This is a genomic window from Ruminiclostridium herbifermentans (assembly GCF_005473905.2).
Classification (GTDB): domain Bacteria; phylum Bacillota; class Clostridia; order Acetivibrionales; family DSM-1351; genus Ruminiclostridium; species Ruminiclostridium herbifermentans.
The window spans coordinates 3,474,086-3,489,131 of record NZ_CP061336.1; the positions used below are offsets into that span (position 1 = coordinate 3,474,086).

General features: G+C 32.8%; 9 protein-coding genes. All 9 read right to left on the reverse strand.

Annotated features, from left to right (window positions below):
• Positions 1-107: 107 nt before the first annotated feature.
• Complete coding sequence (locus EHE19_RS13970) at positions 108-1,670, reverse strand: response regulator (protein WP_137696732.1); 1,563 nt, start codon at positions 1,668-1,670, stop codon at positions 108-110.
• A gap of 22 nt (positions 1,671-1,692) precedes the next feature.
• Complete coding sequence (locus EHE19_RS13975) at positions 1,693-3,459, reverse strand: sensor histidine kinase (protein ID WP_137696733.1); 1,767 nt, start codon at positions 3,457-3,459, stop codon at positions 1,693-1,695.
• 51 nt (positions 3,460-3,510) lie between these two features.
• Positions 3,511-4,806: an extracellular solute-binding protein gene (locus EHE19_RS13980; protein ID WP_137696734.1), complete on the reverse strand. Its 1,296-nt coding sequence runs from the start codon at positions 4,804-4,806 to the stop codon at positions 3,511-3,513.
• A 650-nt stretch (positions 4,807-5,456) separates the two neighbouring features.
• Positions 5,457-6,290, reverse strand: a complete 834-nt coding sequence (locus tag EHE19_RS13985; RefSeq protein WP_137696735.1) for a carbohydrate ABC transporter permease — start codon at positions 6,288-6,290, stop codon at positions 5,457-5,459.
• Between the two features lie 4 nt (positions 6,291-6,294).
• Positions 6,295-7,197 (reverse strand): carbohydrate ABC transporter permease, encoded by a 903-nt coding sequence (locus tag EHE19_RS13990; RefSeq protein WP_137696736.1) that lies wholly within the window; start codon positions 7,195-7,197, stop codon positions 6,295-6,297.
• A gap of 441 nt (positions 7,198-7,638) precedes the next feature.
• Positions 7,639-8,973, reverse strand: coding sequence for an extracellular solute-binding protein (locus EHE19_RS13995; protein WP_137696737.1), 1,335 nt, complete (start codon positions 8,971-8,973; stop codon positions 7,639-7,641).
• Positions 8,974-9,835: 862 nt separating this feature from the next.
• Complete coding sequence (gene nspC, locus EHE19_RS14000) at positions 9,836-10,972, reverse strand: carboxynorspermidine decarboxylase (protein WP_137696738.1); 1,137 nt, start codon at positions 10,970-10,972, stop codon at positions 9,836-9,838.
• 199 nt (positions 10,973-11,171) lie between these two features.
• The gene (locus EHE19_RS14005; RefSeq protein ID WP_137696739.1) at positions 11,172-12,371 is read right to left on the reverse strand and encodes a saccharopine dehydrogenase family protein; all 1,200 of its coding nucleotides are present in this window, start codon (positions 12,369-12,371) and stop codon (positions 11,172-11,174) included.
• Between the two features lie 708 nt (positions 12,372-13,079).
• Positions 13,080-14,999 carry a biosynthetic arginine decarboxylase gene (gene speA / locus EHE19_RS14010; RefSeq protein ID WP_137696740.1) on the reverse strand — a complete coding sequence of 640 codons (1,920 nt, stop codon included), beginning with the start codon at positions 14,997-14,999 and terminating at the stop codon, positions 13,080-13,082.
• Positions 15,000-15,046: the final 47 nt, after the last annotated feature.

Consider the following 15,046-nt stretch of genomic DNA (forward strand, 5'->3'; position numbering starts at 1 on the left):
TAAAACCAGGAGAGATATACCAGCTATGCAAAACTCCTTGCTATATCAGTTTATATATTTGGGGCATAATTCCTTAATTAATACAATATCTTATATACTAGCTTTTACTACTCCTGATTATTTACCTTATCTCTGAATTCTTTTGGTGACAGACCTGTATTTTTTTTAAATGCCAATGAGAAATAATTTGTATCGTGATATCCTATTTGTTCAGCTATTTCATATGTTTTAAGTCTTGAATCTGTTAATAGCTGCTTTGCCTTTTCAATACGTTTACGAGTAATATATTCATTACAGCCCTCTCCCATTTCCTTCTTAAAAAGTCTTGAAAAATAGTTTCGTGCTACGTGAAACTGTTCTGCTAAGGTAAATACAGTTAAGTCCTCACTAAAATGTTGATTTATGTATTCTGTAGCCGCTTCAACTATTTCATGCATCTGCTTTTTATTAGAATACATTAGCTTCATTATAAACATTTCAGTAAATGCACTGCAATTTTCTATATTGTTACTTTGCAATGTAGAAATAAATGTTTCCAGCCTGCCATCTGCGGGATTCCCAGTAGTTTTTAGGTATTCCCAATAAAAAGCTGCTGCCAAATCATAAAATTTTTGTTCAGCACTGTTTTTATTATTTTCTGATGTTCTAACTTCGTTAATATATTTTTTTAAATATTTCTTTACGCTATCTGCATCATTTACATTCTCAAGAATTTTTTCTTTATAATACAATAACTTATTATCAATAATTACATATGCTTCATGTACACTAGCTGCAGTGTTCTTGTCATTTTCTAAATTATATTGCTTACAATTTTCATTTGCCTGATTATAAGAAAATGTAATCTCTGACATATTAGAAACTACAGAGCCTATTCCAACTCTTAGAGAAACATCAAACTCAACATTAATTATCTCCTGAAGCTTTGAAATTTGCTCACTAGTGTCTTCATATTGCGGACATACATAAAAAATTATGACAATATCTCCACTTCGATTTTGAAATGTCCATCCTAAGTTTTTACTATCCACCATATCAATTATAAAGTTCTTAATGGATATCATAAGCAAATTTTTGTGCTGACGCCACACACTGTCATAAGATATTTCAGGTCTAATTAATGCCACCTGATAATCACAATCATCATCAAATGCCAGCTTCTCTTTTATATTTACTGTCTCTATATGATTTGCAGCTTTTTCTGTAAGTTCTAAAAGAGACTTTTCAATTTCCCGCTGGCTATCAATCATTTTCTTTCTGTTAATAATATTATCATTTAACGTAGACTGCATCTCACTTTTTATATTTTCTATCTGCTGACTGATAGATTTTGTTAACTTGTTTTCATCAACAGGCTTTAGTATAAAATCTTTAACACCAAGAGAACAACTTTTTTGGGCATACTTAAAGTCATCATATCCCGTTAAGACAATAACCTTTAGCTTTGGGAGCATTTCAAGCATAAGTCTTGTCATTTCCAAACCGTCCATTTCTGGCATACAAATATCAGTAAGCATTATATCAGGTTTTTCAACGCGGGCAATCTCCAATGCCTCCTTACCGCAGGAAGCCGTTAGGATTTTTCCTATTCCTAATTTTTCCCATTCAATTATTCTATGTAGTCCATTTCGAATTATGATTTCATCATCAACAATTAAAACCTTTAACAAAAAATATCACCAACCATTTCAATTATGTTTTCATATGGAGCCTTACATTTGCTGTAACGCCTCCATATTCATTGCTTTCATAAAAAATTCCATATGGTTCACCAAAAAACAGTTTAATTCTGCGATGAACATTTCTCACACCATATCCCCCAGTACTTGATTCATTATCCTCAAGAGTTTTATTTAAATTACTAATTTGACTTTCAGACATGCCTACACCGTTATCGATAACTTTTACAATTAAATCTTCCTCATCCTTTATAGCAGTTATCTTAATAAAACCCTTTACTGGCTTTTCCTTCAAGCCATGATAAATTGCGTTTTCAACTAAAGGCTGCAGAGTCATTTTAGGTATTTTTACATCATTAAATTCTTCTGGAATATCAATATAGCTTTCCATTTTGTCCTTATATCGAATCTCCTGTATAGTCATATAATTTTCAACATGCTCTGCTTCATTTTTTAATGGGATAATGTCTTCGCCACCACTTAAGCTTATCCGATAAAAACCAGCTAGAGCTTTTACCATTGTGGAAATATCATAATTCCCTCCAAGAAGTGCTTGCCAGTGTATTGATTCCAACGTATTATATAAAAAATGAGGATTTATTTGAGCTTGAAGTGCTTTAAATTCTATTTCCTTTAGTTGCCTCTGTTCATCATAAATCTTTTCCATTAATACCTTAATCTGCTCCACCATTATATTGAACCCATCTGAAACCTGACTAAAATCATATCCATAGGGCGATAACTCAATACGTGTAGTAAAGTCTCCATTTGAAACCATAGACATTCTATAAATCAATTCATCAAAGGGCCTTAAAAGTCTTTTACTAAAAATAAATGATATAAATATTGCAACTATAACAGTTAAAAGTACAATAAATAGTATAATAACTAGAAGAACATTGTTATCTCTGAGTATATAGCTTAGTGGAAGTGTTCCTACTACATACCAATCCCAATCTTCAAAGTATTTATACATAACAAGCTTTCCATCTATCTCAATTGAGCCGTCTTGCTTATTTAATATTTTTTTTAGATTTGCGTCAGTTGATATTTTACTTTTATCATTATGAGAAACAATTGTTCCATTACTATTAATAATAAAGGTTTCAAGAGGAAGATTAGTATTTCCATGAGAATAAAACCTTGTAAGCGTTTCCTCTGTAACAGATAAACAAAGCATACCTATTGGCTTTTTTATTTTATACTTATCAAATATTGGCTGGTAAATTGCAAAAGTGTATTTGCTGTTATTAATAGGATCCTTTCGGAAACTGACCTTAATTGGGCTTCCAGTAATATTTTCATTGGAAAGATATCTCCTCACATTTGAATAATCAGCATTTCTTCCTGCCTTTGTTGGCCCTAAATATAGTATTTTGTCATCCATAGCTTTATAAAGATATATGTAGAAAAGGTTATCTTTTGATTCAAATACATTTGACATTGTCTGATAAACATCATCAACAATGTTAGTAAACTCCATTGTGTTTTCAGCACGCATTGAAAGATACTCCTGCAGGCTTTTATCAGTTACAAAACTATCAGGTGTTCTTTCAATCTGATTTAAAAAATTTTGAAGATTTAATGTGTTCTGTTCAAGCTGCAGCATGGTCATATCTTTTGCTTGCTGCTTTATAGAACGACTGGTTACGATATATGAACATGCAAATACTATTAAAACAGTTATACAAATTGTTATAACAAGATAGTATGTAAGTTTAAATCTAAATGGCATTTTCTTTATATTAATCCTTGCTGATTGCAGTAACCTGTTTTTCATTCTAACCTCCACAACAACTTTAGTAAATAATTAAAGTATAACTATCACACATTAGTTTGAGTAATATTGTTTTGCAACCTCTTCCATGGCCTCAGCAGCAGCTTTGGGGTCCTCACCGCCAAATATCTGCCTAGTTAATGACAAATGTGCATCTGACAGTTTTAAAGGAAGATATTGATCATACCAAAATTGAACATTTGGAGATTGGTTTATATACTCTAATATTTTATTTGTTAGCGGATCTGTTATTTTAAGATCATTAACAGGAGGTATCTTACCTGCAGCAATTCTCTTCTCTACAGCTATATCATCAATTAAATATTTTATAAGCTGAAAAGCCTCGTCTTTATGGGCACAGGAATTTGCTATTGCATAATAGTTGTCTCCTAATGTACCAATTGTATTTCTTGCATCACCCTTCCCCCCTTCAATAGCTGGGAACGGAAATACCCCTACTTTATCCAAAAACTCAGGTTTTTCGTATTTTAATGTGCTTAAAAACCAACTTCCTGCTAACATCATAGCAGCAGAGTTATTATACATTAGGTCACGTGCATCACCTGCATCCTCATCCATCCAATTAAATCCTTCTGGAAATGCTCCCATATTAACTAATTGCTGTACCATTTCACCAGCTTTAACAAAAGCTTTGTCGCTAAATGAGCCTCCGTCTTTTCTATTTGCTGCATTATCAAATATAGATGGTCCACCCAATCTGTCCACAAAGTACATATAGAACATTGAGCCTGTCCACGCCGTTCTATTAGCTAATGCAAATGGAATATACCCATTTCTCTTTAACTTGGTAATAACTTCTAGTAGTTGTTCATATGTATCTGGAGGAGTAATATTCAAAGCGTTAAATATGTCTTTATTATAAAAAATAAGTGCAATTGACATATTTTCAACAGGAACTGCCCATATACCATTTTCATCTGTAACCATTTTTAAAGCTTTTTCATTGAATCTTGAACTATAATTGTCTTGCAGCATATATTTCTCTAGATTAACAATTTCACCAATACTAATATACTCATTTAGTGTACCTCCTGACCATGTAGGAAAAACATCTGGCATTTGGTTAGTAGCTACACATACTGATAACTTATTCTTATAAAGATCATTTGGTATTTTCTCTTGAATTACTTGATAATCAGTATTGTTTTGTTCAAACCGCATTATAGAATCGTCTATCACAAGATTAACGGCTGAATCTCCCTGAATGGTATACAAAGTTAATTGTTTTTTTTGACGTTTCTGCACATCCATATTATGCCCATTATAAAAACAACCGGTACAAGTTATCAATAGCAAAAAAGCAAAAAGGGATTTTAGTGCTTTTCTCATGTAAACCTCCGCGCTTTATATTTAGATTCACAAAAAAATTCTATTACTAAAGGATTACTAATTACCTAAGTCTTAGAACTCTTATACAAGTCAAAATAAACGTTTTCACACATAACCTAAGAAAGAAAATCAGCTTTGCTCAAATTTTAAGATATATATTAATATACAAAAGCGAATTATATTGTTTGCTGCAAAGAACTGCTAACTCACAATCAAAATCCTCGCATTTATTCCACATCCAAGAATAGCAAAAAAGTAGATATTTCACTTTTCAATCCCTAAATATTGGAATCATTTTATCTAGAAATTATTCTACAACACGTAATTTAAGTTTAGTACTACAATTGCCTTTGTATTACTCGTAAAACATAAAAGTTCTATAATCTAAAAAAATTTAGACATAGGATACATATATTATATACTATGTCTAATAACTTTCCAATTTTTAAATTATATGACACCTAAACTAAACTGAAATTTTCATTACAATATTTTCAATAATATTTTCACTGTAATAAAGTTTCATTTAATTTAGGTGAGTAAGCAAAGCGGGAGATAATCTCACCGTCTAATATTCAAAGTGGTGTCCCCAACTTATTGAAGTGGGGATTGATTTCTTGCCTCATCATATTGTCTTTTATATTACAAAATTAGCCCTTTACAGCTCCAGCCATCATACCTTTTATTAATTTATCTTGTCCTATTGCAAATGCAATAATCATTGGTATAGCACTGAATGTCAAAACAGCCATTATCAATGGTATGTTAGCTTGATACTGTCCTTGATACTCCCATATAGAAAGTGGTAATGTTCTGCTTTTAGGTGACTGAGTTAATACAAGTGCAAAGCTGAATTCATTCCACATATTTACACTGTTATAAATTGCAAGAGTAGCTAACCCCGGCTTAGATAACGGAAGAATTATATTAAAAAATGTTCTAAACTTACCGCAACCATCTATTTCCGCTGATTCCTCAAGTTCATTTGGAATTTCTGCCATAAAGCTGGTTAGAATAAAAACAGAAATAGGGAGGTTAAATGCAACATATGGACCAATCAATGCAGCTATACTGTCATAAAGTCCAATTTTCTGTGTCAATTGAAATACTGGTAATAATGTTACATGTATAGGTACTGCCATAGCTGCTACTACAACAGCAAATAATGGTTTATTAAGCTTAAACTTAAATCTGGAAAAGGGATAAGATGCAAATGAGGCTGTAATTAAGATTAATACAAGCGAAATTGCAACTACCGTTAAACTATTAAGTAAGTAGCTTGGGAAATTACTTTCTATAACTTCCTTTAAGTTATCCAAATAAAATCCCTTTGGCATTGCAAACACTCCAGATGTAAACAACTCAAACTGCTCTTTAAAAGCTGATGCAACCATAAAATAAAAAGGTGCTCCAGTTACAAATAACCAAACAATTGCAAGTATTCCTGCTATAATTTTTCCGATGGTAATTTTTTTCTTTTTCATCTCATTAAGCCTCCTCTTTTCCGTTTATGGCCTTAAGAGTCAATAATGCGATAGCAGTAATTATAATAAACATTGCTGACGCTACAGTAGATCCATATCCCATTTTCATAATCTGAAAAGCATTTTTATACATGTAAGTAGCCATTAACTCTGTAGCACCATTAGGTCCACCTTGAGTCATAACATAAATCAAATCAAAGTATTTTAATGAACCAACTAGTGATAATACTGCGGCACTCTTTATAGTACCTTTCATGCTAGGAAGTGCAATTTTCCAGAAATATTGACCACGTGTTGCTCCATCAATAATAGCAGCTTCATATAATTCAACAGGTATTGAACTTAATCCAGCTAAAAAATATACCATATAAAACGGAATGAACTGCCAACATATAACAGCGATTACTGCATATATAGCATATGTAGTATTACCTAGCAGGTCAACCATACCTTCGCCACCAAATAAAGTGTCAATAGCACTAATTATTCCAAACTGCGGATCATAAGCATATCTGAATAAGAATCCAACAGCAACTGATGACATAAGCATTGGTAAGAAATATATCATTTTAAGAATGTTCAGCTTCTTTCCGCCAACATCTAGGAAAAAAGCAATTGCCATAGCTATTGGCAGCTGTATTATTATTGATAGAATTACAATAATAATATTATTAAAAAATGCCTTATAAAAAACACTATCAGTTAGTAGAACTTTCCAATTTTCTAAACCAATAAAGTTTCTATTGGAGCTGATACCATTCCATTCATGAAGGCTTAACCAAAATGAATCAGCTATAGGATAAATAATAAAAACTGTGATAAAGAAGAATACTGGAACGAGAAACACAGTTGATACAATAGCAGTATTTCTTTTTTTGTTGTATGACAGTGAGCGTGCAGCGTTCATTTTTATTTTCCTTCCTATATTATAGATTTGTAAATATTCTGATTATAAGTTGTAATTAGTACTTGAAATATCATCTCCCGATATATGATATCCAAGTATTAAATTGACCTTTTAATCTAAGAATCATTTATCCATTTGCCCTATTTCATTACAATACTCATAATCTTAGCTGAACTAAAATTGTAATAGGGTATTGGATAAAATAATTGATTGGACACTTATGATGCGCGCATAAGCACCCAACCAATTATTTGGAGGTAATCATTTCTATTTTACTAAGTCAATTAACATAATAAACTGTCAAATCATTTATTAATATAATTTGAGTAATATAATATTCATAATAATCCCAAACTTGCTGAAACCATATTACAAAATTCTTATAGTATTCTAATCACCCTATTCCATATGGTTTCAGCAATAATTGACTCAAATGATTTTTTACTTCTTTGCTGCAAGTGCTTCCATTTCTTTATTTACTTCTTCTGGAGTCTTTGATAATCCAAATAATGCTTGTGATGTATCTTTGTGAAGCTGAGCTAACTCAGGTGATAGATACTGGTCATACCATAACTGAACTGTAGGAGCCTTTTGTACAGCATCTAAAACTTCTTGTAGACGTGGATCGCTAACAGTTACACCTTTTATTGGTGGTATTCTTCCAGCTTCAATACGTTTAGCAGCAGCTGTATCGTCTATCATATATGTAATAGCTTTAAATGCTGCAGCTACATCTTTGCAGCTTGAAGCTACTGAATAGAAGTTATCACCAACAGTACCTAGACATGCATTAGGATCTCCCTTACCACCTTCAACAGCTGGGAATGGGAATGAACCAACCTTCTCTAAGAATTCTTTGTTTTCACCAGCAACTGTTGAAAGGAACCATGAACCCATAAGTGTCATAGCAGCTTTTTCTGTATATAAAAGTGTACGTGATTGTCCTGAGTCTTCATCTGTTCCATTGAAGCCCTTATTGAAGTAATCTTTCTTAACCCATTCCTGTAGTTTTGTACCAGCCTGAGTAAATGCTTCATCTTCAAATGAACCAGTACGGTTAGCAGCCTTATTAAATGCTTCTGCGCTTCCGTAACGATCAACGAGGTAGCAATACCACATTGAACCTGTCCACTGAGTCTTATTAGCTAGTGAGAAAGGAATAATTCCATTAGACTTCAATGTATCAGCAACTTTTTCAAGTTCTGAAATTGTCTTTGGAACCTGAAGATTATATTTTGCAAATAGATCTTTGTTGTAGAACATCATAGCTACTGAAGTGTTCTCAACTGGTATAGCCCATAATTTATCATTATATGTAACTTGGTTAATAGCAGCATCCATAAAGCGACCCTTATAGTCATTTTCATTCATATAAGATGTTAAATCAGCTATTACTTCAGCATTAACATATTCTATCATTGGACCACCTGTCCAGTGAGGGAAAATATCTGGTGCTGAATTTGAGCTTATTGCTATTTGTAGCTTTTGTTTGAAAGCATCATTCTGCATTGGAGTTACTACAACTTCATAATTTGGATTATCTGCTGAGAAACGTTTCATACTGTCCTCAATGATAGCTGGCATAGGATCTGTAGTCTGAATATGCCATAAATTAAAAGTAACCTTTTCACCTGTTGCTGGTGTAGATGCTTGCGCTGTAGTATCTGTTGCAGTATTTGTTGGTTCAGAAACCTTTTCACCACCACAACCTACAATTGAAACTGTCATCGCAGCTGCTAAAACTGCAGCAAGTGATTTTCTTATAACCTTATTCATTTTCCTGCCTCCTTTTATATTTGTGTTTAGAATAACATAAGTTTTTTTTTAATTATATTTATAAAAGTTACTATTCCATATAATTTTGTTACATTTTATTGGCAAAAAAGTCACATAATTATATAAACATTTTCTATTTAAAATGTAAAATCATACTTCTATATATTTGTCTTCCCACCATAGAGCAAAACCGGAAAACACCTTTAAATACTGCATATAAAGCGCTTAGAAATGTATGCCTTAAGATAATACATATGATATTATTCTAAATTTATGAAATAGTATTATATATTCTAATTACATAGGAAGTATACCAAATATAATTATATTTATTAAATTTTTTATTGTCATCATATGTGAAATAAAAATACTGGGCAGTTGCAAATCAAGAAATAATAAATATCAACAGTTAACTGCTTAATTAGTACTCCCGTGCAATATATTTCTATTGCTCACTTCCGAAATTGACGCTGAAATAATTAAAGTGAAGAGCAAGCACTTCAGCCGACCGCATTACCATGGCATACTGTCTCGTGTCAATACTCACAGCTACTTTACTTCCGCTGTGTCGACGAAGTACTAGTTCTTCACCTATTATTTCTAGCATCAATTTCTAACCAAGTTTCTCAATTAGATATATATTGCTGTTTCATACTATTAGTTGCAATACAAAATCGACATATAAAAATGCTGTTTTGCAACAGCATCATAATTTGTTTGAATTGAATTTTAGAATTGATAACCTTTCTTATTTAGAAACTGAGTAAAAATAATTGAATCAACTTTCTCAGCAAAATTATAATTTTTCAACTTACATGGTTGTTGTCAATAGATTTTTGTTAAAGAAAGTTTAGTAATTAAATTATAATCTGGATTTAAAATCTTCATATCCAAATTTCTTAATAATTTTTGCTCCATCTTTTTCATTATACAGTAGAATTGCAGGTAAATTTATTCCATTAAAAGTATTATTCTTTACCATTGTATAATGAGCCATATCGCAAAAAACAAGCTTATCACCTGGACTTAGTGGCTTCTTAAATGAATAATCTCCAATAACATCTCCTGCAAGACAGGTATGGCTTCCAAGTCTGTAAGAATAATCATATTCACCTGGCTTCCCAGCATCTATTATATTAGGTCTGTATGGCATTTCCAATACATCGGGCATATGACAAGCCGCAGACGCGTCTAGGATAGCAATTTTCATACCATTCTCAACTATGTCTAAAACCTTTGCTACTAGATAGCCAGTATTTAAAGCAATGGCTTCACCTGGCTCCAAATAAACTTTTACACCATATTTATCTTGGAAATATGAAATTGAGCGTATTAAAGATTCAATGTCATAGTCAACTCTTGTAATATGATGTCCTCCTCCAAAATTCAGCCATTTCATATCCTTAATATACTTGCCAAACTTCTCATCAACAACTTTTATTGTTCTTTCGAGAGTATCTGAATTTTGTTCACACATTGTGTGAAAATGAAGTCCATCAAGGCCCTCTAGTTTGTCCTCTTTAAAATTTGAAAGAGTTACCCCAAGTCTTGATGAATTATAGCAGGGATCATATAAGTGAGTCTCAATTTCAGAATACTCAGGATTTATACGTATACCACATTCTATTTTTTTAGTCTTATAATTCTTAACTTTTTCTTTATACTTATCCCATTCATTAAAAGAATTGAATACTATATGGTCGCAATATCTGAGGATTTCATCAAATTCCTCTTCTATATATGCAGGTGCATATATATGAACCTCTTTACCCATTTCCTCATATCCCAGTCTAGCCTCAAATAAAGAACTTGAGGTTACCCCTTTAAGATACTGTCCTATTAATGGATAAACACTGTACATGGAAAAGCCTTTCTGAGCAAGAAGAATACTGCATCCTGTCCTGTCCTGCACAGATTTCAATATTTCAAGGTTCTTTATCAAAAGTCTTTCATCAACAATATAACATGGTGTAGGCAAACTACTAAAATCTATATTCAATATTAACCTCCTGGCCGACTCCGGCAAAATATTGGATTTCTCTTTACAACCTTATTTATGTGTTGCTGCCAAAATAATTGCATGGATTAGCATTGTTTATATAATTATAACTAATCCATGCAAATAAATTCTAGTCCTGCTTTTATTAATTGGTAACGCTATATAAAAGTACTAAAACAGCTACTAACAATTGCTATTTTTAATCAATTAGTTCAGGTGAAAAACTCTCTTTCCATGGTAATCCACATTTATTCAAAGCATCCATAAATGGGTCAGGATCAAATTCCTCAATATTATGGACACCTGGTTTATTCCAAATGCCTTTTAATATCATCATCGCACCAATCATAGCCGGAACACCTGTAGTGTAGGATATAGCCTGTGAACCAACCTCTTTATAGCATTCCTCATGATCACATACATTGTAAACATAATAGGTTCTTGGCTTTCCATCCTTTATACCCTGAATAATACATCCTATATTTGTCTTTCCCTTTGTTCTAGGTCCAAGAGATGCTGGATCAGGCAATACTGCCTTTAAAAACTGCAGTGGTATTATTTTCTGACCTTCAAATTCAATTGGTTCAATTGAAGTCATACCAACATTTTCAAGAACCCTCAAATGAGTAAGATATTTCTCTGAAAAAGTCATCCAAAATCTTATTCTTTTAATTCCTTTTATATTGAGGGCTAAAGATTCTATTTCCTCATGATGCAATAGATAAATATCTTTTGGCCCTACTTCAGGTAAATTATATACTCTTTTCATCTCTAATGGTTCAGTTTCTACCCATTCCCCATTCTCCCAATAGCTGCCCTTTGCAGTTATTTCTCGAATATTTATCTCAGGATTGAAATTTGTTGCAAATGGGTATCCGTGGTCACCTGCGTTAGCATCAACAATATCAATATAGTGAATTTCATCAAAATAATGTTTTTGAGCATATGCGCTGAAAACACTTGTAACTCCAGGGTCGAAACCGCTGCCTAAAAGTCCTATTATCCCAGCCTTTTCGAACCTCTCCCTATATGCCCATTGCCATTTATATTCAAACTTAGCTACATCAGGCGGCTCATAATTTGCAGTATCAAGATAGTGTACACCAGTTGCAAGACAAGCATCCATTATTGTCAAATCCTGATATGGCAATGCAACATTAATTACGATATCTGGTCCGAATTTCTTAATTAGTTCTATAAGCATCTCAGTGTTATCTGCATCTACTTGAGCAGTCTGAATTTTGGTTTTTCCACCGTCTAGCTTTGCTTTGATAGCATCGCATTTTGACAGCGTTCTGCTTGCAATACAGATTTCTTCAAATACATCTGGGTTCTGACAACATTTATGAATAACAACATTAGCAACGCCACCGGCGCCAATAATTAAAGCTTTTCCCATTTCCTTATCTCCTAATCCATAATCATATTTATGATACTAATTTTGCACTAAAACATCAAAAATAAACACAATTACAAAAACTATATCTTTGAAATCACAAGTGCAGACCAGCCTCGACTTTTACAAAATAAGCATTGGCTAAGTTTTCTTTAATGATTATACAAAATGCTGTATTAAAAATCAACATAGATTGCTAACCTATTGTCAAAGACTGAAAGTAACAATAAAAGAAAGACTTAGCTAACAGATGTCTGTCAAAACTAAGTCTTCCTTTTAAACACATAATATTCTATTGGAATTACATTATACCATTATTTTTCCAAAATTCAAACATTTTTTCTAAATTATTTTTTATTTTTTAAATATTACCACATTATAATTTTATTTGAAATTTACTGAGCCTGTTATAACAAAATAGAAAGTTGTTGTTCCTCAATCACAACGCACGATAATTCTTTCTACAGTTTTTTACCGTTCTTTTAATATATCGGCATTTTCTTTTTATACATATTTTTATACATGTTTTTGTTTATATTTTGTTACATTAATATACAACTTTAATTCAATCTTACAAAATACAAAAGCAACGTGTGTCAAAATAAGACATTACGTTGCTTTTTGTATGAAATATTTTTCTTAATTATCCAAATTTCTCAGTTCAATTTGTAAATTTTCAGCTTTATCAATGATAAGTTGATAATAATCTTTCTACCTCTCATAATAAGTGTAACCACGCAAGCCATTCTCATATGCTTTCATAATTACTTTCCTATCACTTGCACTAATTAGCCCCTCACGTATAGCATTTTCTGCCTTTTCACGGAAACTCACAATCATGTCCTTAGGGTCATACTCTACATAGGTAAGAACGTCTGCAACACTATCTCCGTGTATTTCCTTTACAAGGTCATAGCTGCCATCAGGATGTATTCTGACACTAACTACATTTGTATCTCCAAACAGGTTGTGAAGGTCACCTAGAGTTTCCTGATATGCTCCAACTATGAACACTCCTAGATAGTAATCATCCCCATTTTTCAACTCATGCAGTGGCAGAGTTGTTCTAACATCATGCAGGTCAATAAAGTGGTCAATCTTTCCATCACAGTCACAAGTAATGTCTGCAATAACTGCATTTCTCTTTGGCAATTCCAATAATCGGTGAAGCGGCATTATTGGGAATAGCTGGTCAATAGCCCAACTGTCTGGAATAGACTGAAACACTGAAAAGTTACAGTAATATATGTCGGCTATCGCACTTTCAATATCTTCTAAATCAGGAGGAAAATTCTTAAGCTTTTGTTTTTCCTTTGCAATCTGATTAATTGTATTCCAGAATATTTTTTCCGAAAATGCTCTCTCACGTAAGCTTACCTTACCATGCTTGAACATGTCGCGAATTTCATCACGATAATATAAAGCATCGTTATAACACTCTTGAATGTTCTTTTGAGTAATACTTTTGTTTACATCAAATAAATTCTTAATTTGCTCTGGAGTATTTTCATCAAGACTGTCAGGCAAATTGTGCTCCTCAAACCTTTCAACATCTAGAACATTAAATAGAAGTACCGAATAATATGCTACAGTTGTACGACCCGACTCTGTGACAATAATAGGGTGTTCAACACCGCTTGAGTCAAGAGTAGTCATAACAGCCTCAACAATATCAGTACAATATTCTTCAACAGTGTAGTTACGGCTATTTATATAATTTGTATTTGAACCGTCATAATCAACAGCAAGTCCACCCCCAAGATCTAAATAACCCATAGGTGCGCCTTCCTTAACCAGTTCTGCATAAACGCGAGTTGCTTCCAATACAGCAGAACGGATATCTCTGATATTTGGTATCTGAGAACCCAAATGATAATGAAGCAGCTTAAGGCAATCCAGCATATTTTCCTTTTTCAATGTATCTACAACAGTTATAACCTGAGACATATTCAAACCAAAAATACTACGGTCCCCGCCTGATTCAGTCCAATGTCCTCCTGCCTTTGCAGAAAGCTTTATGCGAAGTCCAATGTTTGGCTTAACCCCTAGTTTTCTTGAGCGTTCCAGTACAATATCAACCTCACTAAGTGTCTCTATAACAAAGAAACACTTAAATCCCATCTTAACTGAGTAAAGGCCTAAATCTATAAATTCCTCATCCTTATAACCATTGCAAATTAGACAAGCTTCTTTATCCTTCATTAAAGATAATGCAGCAACTAACTCAGCCTTACTGCCCACTTCAAGACCATGGTGATAACGCTGACCAAACTTAGTCACTTCTTCAACTACTTGCTGCTGCTGATTAACCTTGATTGGGTATACGCCACGGTAGTCCCCTTTATAATTTAATTTGTTCATTGCATCTCTAAAGGATTCATTTAAAAGAGATATCTGTGAATCCAATAAATTTTCAAAACGTAGCAACACAGGCATATCAAGCCCACGTTCACGAATACCTGATATTATATCCATAAGGCTGATTGCAGCCTGTTCATTGTCTTTATATGGATTAACCAGCACCTCTCCATTATTAGAAATAGAAAAATAGCCGTTCCCCCAATTCTTAACACCATACAGTTCCTCGGACTTTGCTTTTGTCCATCTACCTAATACTTCTGACTTATTCATGGCTTTTCCTTTCATAATATAAATAAATTTGACAGAAATAGTAAGAT